The following is a 5,676-nucleotide window of genomic DNA, read 5'->3' on the forward strand; positions in this document are numbered from 1 at the left end:
CCAGGCGGCCCAGGCGGCCCGTACGGGATCGGCCTCGGCCGCGACCGCTCCGGACGCCGCCACCGGAGCCGGAGCCGCAGCCGCGGCCTCCGCCTCGGGCGAGGCCTCAGGTGAAGGAGCCGGGCGGGGCGACGGGCGGGGGGACGGCGAACCGCCCTCCGGGAACCCGAAGAAGCCCCTCCTCGCAGCCGCCGGCCTCGCGGGTGTGGTCCTCCTGGCGGTGCCGCTGCTGATCTGGGCGACGAACGACTCCGACAAGAAGACGGACACCACGTCGGTGGTCGCCGAGTCCGACACCATCCTCGACGACCAGGCGTTGAACGCGCCGCCGGAGGACTACGCCCCGGCGTCGCCGACGGCGAAGCCGACGACCGCCAAGCCGTCCGTCAAGGCCAAGGCGAAGGCCCTGCCCCCGGCCGAGCCGCCGACTCCGCCGTCGCCGTCGCCGACGGCGGAGAAGTCCGAGCCGGTGAAGAAGGCGCCGAAGAAGAAGGCGGTGGTCGAGGCCAAGCCGCCGGCCAACACCGCGTCGCTCGCCGTCATGAAGCTGGCCACCCAGCACGCGGGCCGGCACATCTGCTACCGGGCCTACGTCAAGGGCATCGGCTGGCAGGCACCGGTGTGCGACGGAGCCGAGGCGGGCACGCAGGGGCAGAACCGGCCCATCACGGCCCTCAACATCGCCGTGTCCTCGACCAACGGGGTGAACGCCACCCCCTGGACCATGGGGGAGGGCTACAAGGCACCCTGGAAGGGCGCGGCCGACGGCGGCGACCTGTACATCGGGGTCGCGTCGAGCAGTGCCCCGGCCCTGGGCGGCTTCGCGATCAACATCGGGGTCCCCCTGGTGTGCGAGAACGCGTTTGTCACCGACCGGGGATGGCTGGGTCTGAAGTGCGACGACCCCGGCGGCGAGAACCTCATCTTCGCCGGGACCCTGGAGAAGACCCTGGCCCTCCAGGCCATCAGGCTCACCGTGTGAGACGGGCCGCCCCGCGGGTGGGTGGCGGAACGCCGCGCACGTGACCGCGAAGGAAGCGCCCGCCGGGTGAACCTCCCCGGCGGGCGCTTCTTTTCCACGGCGTTGACGGCGATGACGGCGTTGACGGCGCTGTGCGGCGACGACGGCGCCGTACGGCGTCAGCGCGCCGCTTGTTCGTGCCGCGCCGGGCGCTCCCCGTACGGCAGGTCCTCGGGCAGCAGCGTGGTGAGGTCGGCGAGGCTGGGGGACCGCAGTCCGCCGAGCCGGCGCGCCTGGCTGGTCATCATGGTCTCCAGCAGCTGGCGGGCGAGCCGGGCGTTGCCGAAGGACCGGTCCCGGGGGATCGCGTCCACGTGGGCGCGCAGCATCGCGAGGGTGTCGGGGCCGCACTCGTAACCGGAAGCGGTGGCGTGCCGGGAGACGATGGTGACCAGTTCCTCCGTGCTGTAGTCCTCGAACTGCACGTACTTGGAGAACCGCGAGGCCAGCCCGGGGTTGGAGGCGAGGAAGCGCTCCATCTCCTCGGTGTACCCGGCGACGATGACCACCACCTCGTCACGGTGGTCCTCCATGAGCTTGAGGATCGTGTCGACGGCTTCCCGTCCGAAGTCGTTGGAGGATCCCTCGGGGGTCAGGGTGTACGCCTCGTCGATGAACAGCACCCCGCCGAGCGCGCTGGTGAAGACCTCCTTGGTGCGCTGGGCGGTGTGTCCGACGTACTGGCCGACCAGGTCCGCCCTGGCCACCTCGACCAGGCCGGCCCGGGGCAACACCCCCAGCGAGTGCAGGAGTTTGGCGTACAGCCGCGCGACGGTGGTCTTTCCGGTGCCCGGTGGCCCGGTGAAGACCAGATGGTTGCTGATCCTGGGGCTGGGCAGCCCGGCGGCGACCCGCTGCCGTGCGTTGGACAACAGGCTGACCAGATCGGTCACTTCACGCTTCACCGCCCCGAGGCCGACCATGGCCGTCAGCTCCGCCATCGGGTCGGCCGCGTCGTCCCCGCCGCGCGGCGTGCCGTCGACGGCCGCCGCCTCCGCGTCCCCGACGTCCTGCGGCAGCAGCAGGGTCAGGTCGCTCTCGTCCGGGTCGGCCATGGACGCGAGCCGGAACGACTGGCGGTCCACCATGTCCTCGAACACCCCGCGCGCCGCCCGGCCGTTGCCGAAGGACGCGTCGCGCGTCATGCCCTCGAACCGTACGGCCAGCGCCTCGCGCGTCAGCGGTCCCAGCTCGAACTGGTGGCGGTTGCACATGGATTCGGTGATGGTGACCAGTTCGTCCACCGCGTAGTTGCCGAACTCGATGGTACGGGTGAACCGGGAGGCCATCCCGGGGTTGGCGGACAGGAACGACTCCATCTGCTCGGAGTAGCCGGCCGCGACCACCACCACGTCGTCGCGGTGGTCCTCCATCAGCTTGAGAAGGGTGTCGACGGCTTCCCGCCCGAAGTCGTTGGAGGATCCCTCGGGGGTGAGGGTGTACGCCTCGTCGATGAACAGCACCCCGCCGAGCGCGCTGGTGAAGGCCTCCGTGGTCTTGATGGCCGTACCGCCGATGATCTGGGCCACCAGATCGGCCCGGGCGACCTCGACGAGGTGGCCGCTGCGCAGGATGCCCAGGTCGGCGAGGATGCTCCCGTACAGCCGCGCCACCGTGGTCTTTCCGGTGCCGGGCGGTCCGGAGAAGATCAGGTGCCGGCTCATCGAGGGGACCGGCATGCCGAGCTTGCGGCGGCGTTCTGCGAGCTGGTTGAGGTTCACCAGGGTGGTGACCTGGTGCTTGACGTTCTCCAGGCCGATGAGCGCGTCCAGGTCGTCCATCGGGGTGCGCGGCGCGGAACCCTTCTCGGACCCGCCCGGGGCCCCGCTCCCGCCCGTGACCTCGGCGCTCTCTCCCCAGCTGTCCGCCGCGCCGTTGTCCGCGCTGGTGAGGTACTCGACGGAGAGGCGCTCGCTGCCCCGGCTCTGCCGCAGGCCCGCGCCCCGGTTGTCGCGCACCACACACCGGTTGAGCTGGACGGGCTCGGCGCTGTCGACCCGTATGCCGTCGCCCGTGCTGCCGGTGATCTCGCAGGAGGAGAGCGAGGCCCGGCCGCCGTGGGACACCTGGATGCCGTGGGCCTTCGAACCGCTCACCCGCACCCGGTCCAGGGCGAGTTCCCCCTCGTCCCCCACGGTGATGCCCGCGTCGGCGCTGTCGCTGATCTCGCAGTCCCGCAGGGTTCCGCGCCCGCGCTCACCGATGACCACACCCGAGCGGGCGGAGGAGCGCAGCGCGGTGTCGCTGATCTCGGGGTCGGCGTCGTCGTCCACGCTCAGCCCGCTGCCGCCCGCCGACTCGACCTCGCAGTGCTCCAGCCGGCCCCGGCCGTCGTCGGTGATCTCGATGCCGTGGCCGCCCGCGCCGAGGACCCGGGTGTGGCGCAGCAGGGGGTTGGCGGAGGCGCGGACGTGGATGCCGACCCCGGCCGCGTCCAGGACGTCCAGGCGCTCGAACTCGGCCGTGGAGTGGTCACTGAGGTACACCGCCCCGGAGGTGTCGGCGCAGTCGCTCACCACGGTGTCCCTGAGCAGCGGGGAGCTGCCGTCCACGACCCGGACGGCGGACTGGGTCGCGGTGTGGAAGGCGCACCCCTCCAGGTTTCCGCGCGAGCGGTCGAGTACGAGGAGTCCGCTGTGCTTGGTACGCCGGGTGACGCACCGCCGCAGCAGGGGGTCGGCGCCGCCGGAGATGACGATGCCGCTCTGGGCCGTCGACTCGAACGTCGTGTCCTCGATCTCGGGGCGGGAGAGGCTGCTCACGAGCAGGCCCACCGAGGTGTGGTGGACGGTGGAGCGCAGGACCCGGGTCGAGCTGTGGCCCTCCAGGGCGATGGCGGGCTTGTCGGTGCCGGAGATGTCACAGCTGTCGACGGTGCCGCCGGCCTCGCCGCTGGCGAGGATGCCGTTGGCGCGCGCGCCGCGGATCCGGCAGTCGCGGACGAGGGGCCTGGCGCTCTCGCCGATCACCACGGCGGAGGTGCCGAAGTTCTCGAACACGCAGTCCTCGATGACGCTTTCGGTCTCCGAGGAGTCGACGACCCCCGCGCCGCCGGGATTGGTGACACGGCAGGCGCGGGCGGCCAGCGAGCCCTTGCCGCGGACCAGCAGCGCCGCCCATCCCGCGCCGCTCACGGTGCAGCCGTCGAGGGCCGCCTGGCCGGCCGGGATGTCCACGACGGGCAGTTCCTTGTCGCGTCCGCGCAGGGTCAGCCCGCTGAGCATGACGGCGTCGGCCATGAGGCTGATCGCGCTGCCGGCGCGCGGGCAGATCTCGACCGTTCCCGGCTCGCCCTCGGCGACGATCGTCACCCGGTTCCTGATGACCAGGTTCTCGGCGTACCGCCCCGGGCGCACATGGATCACCGCCCCGGTGCGCGCCTGGGCCAGTGCCTCACCGATCGTCGGGAAACAGTCCGGCCGTTCCGGGCAGACCGTGAGTATGTGCCGTGCCACGCGCCTCGAACCTCCTGGTATTGCTGGGTCTTTGGCCTGCCCTGTGCGTGCGCCTGAGTATGGCATGCGCATACCATGTGATAATGCGAAGCACCATGAAATACAGGTATGCGGGCCTCGTGCTGGCTGTCGCGGTCATCCTGCCAGTCACCTGCGGGCCCGCCTTCGCCACACCGGGCGGGTCGTTCGGTCCCGGCGCCGACGAGCCGGTCGCCACGCTGCTGCCCCCGCTGCCGCTGCGCCTCGGCGAGGGCAACCCCTGCACCGGGCCCTCCGAGGAGACCGCCACCGGGGCGGCCTGGTCGCAGAAGGCGCTCGGGCTGCCGAGGGCCCAGCGGATCTCCGAAGGCGCCGGGGTGACCGTCGCGGTGGTCGACACCGGGGTCGCCTCCGGTGTGCCCGGCCTGGCCGGCCGGGTGACGGCGGTCGACGGGGCGGAGGAGGACTGCGTGGGACACGGCACCTTCGTCGCCGGTCTCATCGCCGCCGCCCCGCAGAAGGGCAGCGGAATCACGGGAGTCGCCCCGAAGGCCGACATCGTCGCGCTGCGGGGGACCGACGAGCGCGGGGTGCCGTCGCCGGAACTGGTCGCCCTCGGAATCCGGACGGCCGTGGACCGGAAGGCGCGGGTCGTCTACGTCGGGCACGCGCTGCGCACGGGCAGGGAGGAGATCACCGACGCCGTCGCCTACGCCACGGAGCACGACGTGCTGGTGGTCGCCCCCGCAGCCCCGGACGCCGTGCCCAAGGAGGAGCGCGGGCCCGGCAACTCCATGCCGCGGGGCCCCTATTGGCCGGCCGCCGTGCCGGGCGTCCTCGCCGTGGTGGACTTCGGGCCCACCGGCGTACGGCAGGAGAACGCGCCGCCCGCCCATGAGCCGGACCTGTCGGCGCCGGGCAGTTCCATGGTCGGTGCCGGGCCGGGCGGACCCGGCCACTACATCGGGTCCGGCGCCTCGCTCGCCGCGGCGGGTACGGCGGGGGCCGCCGCTCTCGTACGGGCCTACCGGCCGGAGTTGACCGCGCGGGAGGTCGCCCGCCGCCTGCTCGCGACCGCCTACCCGTCGGACACCCCCCGCCTCGACCCCTACGCCGCCCTGTCCCTCGTACAGGAACACAGCGCGTCCGCGCGGGAGGCCGCCGCGCGGGCCGCCCCCGCGCACCTGCCCGAGCCCGCCGACGCCGGCCCCCGGAACCGGG

3 protein-coding genes are annotated in these 5,676 nt (G+C 72.7%); 2 read left to right on the forward strand and 1 reads right to left on the reverse strand.

Features of this window, described 5'->3' with window-relative positions; all coding sequences use genetic code 11:
• Positions 1 to 982, forward strand: a 982-nt coding sequence (locus GT042_RS07920) for a hypothetical protein (RefSeq protein ID WP_161307993.1), incomplete at its 5' end; no start/stop codon positions are given.
• A 158-nt stretch (positions 983 to 1,140) separates the two neighbouring features.
• Here the strand turns inward: GT042_RS07920 and GT042_RS07925 are convergent.
• Complete coding sequence (locus GT042_RS07925) at positions 1,141 to 4,476, reverse strand: right-handed parallel beta-helix repeat-containing protein (RefSeq protein ID WP_161307994.1); 3,336 nt, start codon at positions 4,474 to 4,476, stop codon at positions 1,141 to 1,143.
• Between the two features lie 95 nt (positions 4,477 to 4,571).
• On the opposite strand from GT042_RS07925, the gene GT042_RS07930 reads away from it, so the two are divergent.
• Positions 4,572 to 5,676, forward strand: a 1,105-nt coding sequence (locus GT042_RS07930; RefSeq protein ID WP_161307995.1) for a S8 family serine peptidase, incomplete at its 3' end; no start/stop codon positions are given.

Origin of the sequence: Streptomyces sp. SID3212, assembly GCF_009865405.1 — a bacterium.
Taxonomy (GTDB): domain Bacteria; phylum Actinomycetota; class Actinomycetes; order Streptomycetales; family Streptomycetaceae; genus Streptomyces.